Genomic DNA, 4,057 nt, shown 5'->3' on the forward strand with positions numbered 1-4,057 from the left:
TCCACGAGGACCATCCAGTTCCCGGAGTTGTCGCGCATCAGGGCCTCCACGCCGTACGGGCGCTCCTCCGGCGGCTGGACGAACTCGACGCCCTTGGCCGACAGCTCCTCGTAGGTGGCTCGACAGTTGTCTACGCTGAGCCCGATTCCGGGCAGCCCACCGGAGTCCTGGGCCCGCTGCATGGCGCCGATCAGGTCGTCCGACAGCGGCTTGCTGGGCGTGGTGAGGTGCACCCGGAGCTCCGGCTGCGAGGGGTGCACCACCGTGCACCAGCGGAAGTCGGGTCCGAGCTGGATGTCCTCCTTGGCGACGAAGCCGAGGACGTCGGTGTAGAAGGCCAACGAGGCGTCGATGTCCTTCACCCAGACGCTGACCAGTGAGACGTTGGTGATCATGCCGAAACCCTAGGATCCGGCCGGCCCGGTCCGCTTCTCCTGCGTTGCGGACCCGGCACGGCGCTCGGCCAGCCCCCACATGAAGACGTAGCAGCCGGGAATCCGGGGCGCCCCGTCCCGGGCCCAGCGCGCCTGGAACTCGCTCGGTGTCTCCCCGGTGATCTCGGTGAACCGGCTGCTGAACGACCCGAGGCTGGAGAACCCCACCGCGAAGCAGACCTCGGTGACGGTCAGGTTGGTGGTCCGGAGCAGGTCCTGGGCGCGCTCCACGCGCCGCTCCGACAGATAGGCAGCAGGCGTCCGGCCGTAGGCGGCGCGGAACAGCCGCAGGAAGTGGTACTTGCTCACCATCGCCACCGCGGCCAGGTCCGCCAGCGCCACTGGCTCCGCATAGTGCCGGTCGAGGTGGTCTCGCGCCCGGCGCAGGTCGGCGAGCCGGTCGTCGGGAACCCGCGGATCAGGCATCCGGCAACGCTAGCCGCCATCCGGATGCCGCCGCACCACCTTGCCTCAAACGATCGGCCCGGCGCCGACACGGTCGGGAGGGATGGGCTCAGGTGGCCGTGACCCCGGCGTCCGGCGCGTCAGGAGCGGCAGGGCCACCTCGTCCACGATGGCCTCGATGAGGGCGTCCGCGACGGGCGCGCCGCGGGTCAGGAAGTCGATCCGCAGCAGCGCCTGCGGGGCCTGCATCGCCTGGCCCGCAGGTGCGTCCACGACGGGCTCCCCGCGGTCCCGGGCCGCGTCGAGGATCCGGGTGAGCGCCGTCACGCCACGCCCGCGGGAGAGCAGGCCGGGCGTCGGGCGGTCCTGCGACACCAGCGATTCCGAGAGCAGCCCCCGGTAGATCTCCCCCGCGGGGCCGGCCATGCGGTCGGCGCCCTGGCGCAGCCAGGCGATCAGGTCGGCCCGCAGCGGGCCGGTCGTGGGCACCGGCTCGTCGTCGTGCAGGTGGTAGGCGGCGGCCATGGCCAGGGCGGCCTTGTCGGGCCACCGCCGGTAGAGCGAGTACTTGCCCGCACCGGCCCGACGGGCCACTCCCTCGACGGTCAGCGCCGCGTAGCCCACCTCAGCCAGCTCGGCCACCGTCGCGTCGAGGATCGCGTTCTCGAGCACCGCCCCCCGGCGCCGCGGGCGGGCCCGCGAGGCGGCGGTCACGGCTGGCCCGGCGTCCACGGGGCCGGGGTGACCTCGCCGAGGTCGCCGTCGACGCTCACCAGCTGCCCGTCCACCAGTGCGGTGGTGCCGTTCCCGGTCCCCAGCACCGCGGGAATCCCGTACTCCCGAGCGACGATCGCCGCGTGTGAGCCGATCCCCCCGTGGTCGACGACCACCCCGACGGCGCGCTGGAACAACGGCGTCCAGGACGGGTTGGTCGTCGCGCAGACGAGCACCTCGCCGGCGCGCAGCGTGCCGAAGCCGTCCGGGCTCCGGACGATCCGCACCCGGCCCGTGGCCCGCCCGCCGCCGCCGGGGGTGCCGAGCGCGAGCGCGGAGGCCGAGCCCGCGCGGTGCGGGTAGAGCGTCGTGGTCGCGATCAGCGGCGTGCTCGCCAGCTCGGCGTATGCCGCTGAGCGCCGTGCCGCAATCGCCCGCGGCGTGTTCGTGGTGGCCTCGCCCCCCGCGCCCGGCGCCAGGGTACGCAGCTCGTCGAGGGTGAGCAGCCACACGTCCTCGGGGTCCGCCAGGTCACCGGCCGCAGCCAGCCGGCGGCCGGCCTCGATGATCGCCCGGCGCACCGGCGGCATGGTGCGGGTCAGCTCGAAGTGGGTGTCCTCCCGGCAGGCGACACCGGCGGCGGCGCGGTCGGCCAGGCGGCGGATCCACTTGGGCGGCAAGCGACCCGGGGTGGCGGCCGGCAGGTCTGGACCTGTGTCCAGCGCGGCTGCGTCGGGGAGCAACGCCTGGACCAGACCCAGCACCGTGTCTGGCGAGTCGCGCCAGCACGGATCGCGCACCAGCAACAGGCTGGTCGTCTCTCGATGACCGTAGGTGGCCAGGAACCGCTCGAGCTCGCCCCACCACTCCAGGACCTCCGGCTGGGACCGGGCCTCGGCCCTGACGCGCTCGTACTTCCCCGCCGCGAGCGGGTCCCCAAGCGTCGGGATCAGGGCCGCGTCCCGGGCCAGGTCGGCCAGGGCCCGGTTCGCGGCGGTCGTCATCGTCGGCGCACCGCCGATGAGCCGATGCGCGAGCTCGGGACTGCCGGTCAGCCGCGTGGCGGCCAGCAGCCGCGCCAGCGCGACGAACCCGGCGGGCAGGTAGGCGACGCGCAGGGCGGTGACCAGGTCGACCAGCCGGGCCGCCCGCCCGGGCACCGCCGTGAGCTCGTGCCACGACAGCCGCGGCAGGTCCAGTGCGTCGAGCGCCGCGACCCCGTCGCGGTACAGCCGGAGTCGCGGGTCGCCGGCCCAGTCCTGCGCCGCGCCGCGCAGGCCCCGCCTCACCGTGCTCGCGAGCCGCACCGGGGTGCAGCGGGTCGCGTGCGGGCTGGGCGGGACGAACTCCTGCACGATGGCGTCGCGCGCCGGCAGCGCGTCGCGCAGCCCCACCTGCACTCCCGCCATCCCGTCGAGCATCTCGTCGACGTGCCGGCCGAGCGTGGGCAGGATCCACGCCGTCAGCTCCATCGGGTACGGCCGCCGGGGCAGCAGCTCGACCAGGACCGGTCCGGCGAAGCGCTGGAACCGGTTCAGCCTGATCGGGGCGGGGGGCAGCGCGGTCATCGCCCGAGACTGGACGATGCGGAACCGCCCCGCGTGACAGGCCCATTCGACGTCCTGCGGCGAGCCGAAGTGCGCCGCGATCAGCCGTCCGGTGCGGGCCAGCGCAGCCGCGTCGGCATCCGTCAGGACGATGGCCGAACGGGAGCGCTCGCCGCGCCCACGGCTCCGCTCCACGACCCGGCCGTCGCTGGTCACCACCAGCTGCTCCGGGGTGACCGCCCCCGAGACGACCGCCTCGCCCAGCCCCTCGCTCGCGTTGATGACGACCCGGTCCCGGGCGCCGGTCACCGGGTCGGCGGTGAACATGACCCCAGCGGTGTCCGCCGGCACCATGCGCTGCACGACCACCCCCATCGCCACGTCGGCCGGATCGATGCCGAGGCGCACCCGGTACGCGACGGCGCGCTCGGACCACAGCGACGCCCAGCAGTCCCGGACCGCCGTGAGCACGGCCTCGGCGCCCTCGACGTCGAGGTAGGTGTCCTGCTGCCCCGCGAAGGTGGCGCCGGGCAGGTCCTCCGCCGTCGCGCTCGAGCGGACCGCGACCGCCCCGCCCCCGAGCGCCGCGTAGGCCTGCGTGATCGCCGCGGCGACCTCGGGAGGTGGCGGGATGTCCCGGATCTCGTCCGCTGACAGGGCGCCACGGGCCGCCTGTCGATAGGCGGTGGTGGTGACCACGAAGCCCCCGGGCACGTCGAAGCCGGCGCCGAGCAGCTCGCCGAGGTTGGCCGCCTTGCCGCCCACGGCCGGAAGGTCCACGGCCCGGACGGCACTGAGATCGACACTGAGGTCGGCGCAGTGAGCCGTCATCGACCCAGCGTACCAGGTAATGAACGGTGCGTTCACTACAACCTTGGCACAGACGTGCCGCGGGATGCCGCCGACCCGGCTCCCGAGGCAACCGGCGGCGCGAACCGGGCTGGGCGGCATACAAGC

The 4,057-nt window shown here is 74.4% G+C and carries 4 protein-coding genes; all 4 read right to left on the reverse strand.

Features of this window, described 5'->3' with window-relative positions; translation table 11 throughout:
- Positions 1-395 (reverse strand): VOC family protein (locus WMI84_RS17230; RefSeq protein WP_347355005.1); only part of this gene is annotated, 395 nt, incomplete at its 3' end.
- 9 nt (positions 396-404) lie between these two features.
- Positions 405-860 carry a helix-turn-helix transcriptional regulator gene (locus tag WMI84_RS17235; protein WP_347355006.1) on the reverse strand — a complete coding sequence of 152 codons (456 nt, stop codon included), beginning with the start codon at positions 858-860 and terminating at the stop codon, positions 405-407.
- A gap of 45 nt (positions 861-905) precedes the next feature.
- Positions 906-1,571, reverse strand: a complete 666-nt coding sequence (locus WMI84_RS17240) for a TetR/AcrR family transcriptional regulator (RefSeq protein ID WP_347355007.1) — start codon at positions 1,569-1,571, stop codon at positions 906-908.
- Complete coding sequence (locus WMI84_RS17245) at positions 1,550-3,931, reverse strand: PEP/pyruvate-binding domain-containing protein (RefSeq protein ID WP_347355008.1); 2,382 nt, start codon at positions 3,929-3,931, stop codon at positions 1,550-1,552. Before WMI84_RS17245 ends, WMI84_RS17240 begins: the two co-directional genes overlap by 22 nt.
- Positions 3,932-4,057: the final 126 nt, after the last annotated feature.

Source organism: Intrasporangium sp., assembly GCF_039812505.1.
Lineage (GTDB): Bacteria > Actinomycetota > Actinomycetes > Actinomycetales > Dermatophilaceae > Intrasporangium_A.

Bases quoted from the DNA above. Each gene is read 5' to 3' on its own strand.
- WMI84_RS17235 (WP_347355006.1), bottom strand. From the start codon at position 860: ATGCCTGATCCGCGGGTTCCCGACGACCGGCTCGCCGACCTGCGCCGG.
- WMI84_RS17245 (WP_347355008.1), bottom strand. From the start codon at position 3,931: ATGACGGCTCACTGCGCCGACCTCAGTGTCGATCTCAGTGCCGTCCGG.